The 261-nt window shown below is 33.0% G+C and carries 1 pseudogene; it reads left to right on the top strand.

Annotated elements, in window-relative coordinates:
* Positions 1 to 3: 3 nt before the first annotated feature.
* Positions 4 to 261: pseudogene (locus tag HMPREF2578_RS07930) on the top strand (IS6 family transposase); the annotation flags it as partial.

Genomic DNA, 261 nt, shown 5'->3' on the forward strand with positions numbered 1-261 from the left:
TGTATGAACTATTTCAGATATAAACAATTTAACAAGGATGTTATCACTGTAGCCGTTGGCTACTATCTAAGATATGCATTGAGTTATCGTGATATATCTGAAATATTAAGGGAACGTGGTGTAAACGTTCATCATTCAACGGTCTACCGTTGGGTTCAAGAATATGCCCCAATTTTATATCAAATTTGGAAGAAAAAGCATAAAAAAGCTTATTACAAATGGCGTATTGATGAGACGTACATCAAAATAAAAGGAAAATGG

Origin of the sequence: Staphylococcus sp. HMSC072H03, from assembly GCF_001809305.1 — a bacterium.
Taxonomy (GTDB): domain Bacteria; phylum Bacillota; class Bacilli; order Staphylococcales; family Staphylococcaceae; genus Staphylococcus; species Staphylococcus hominis.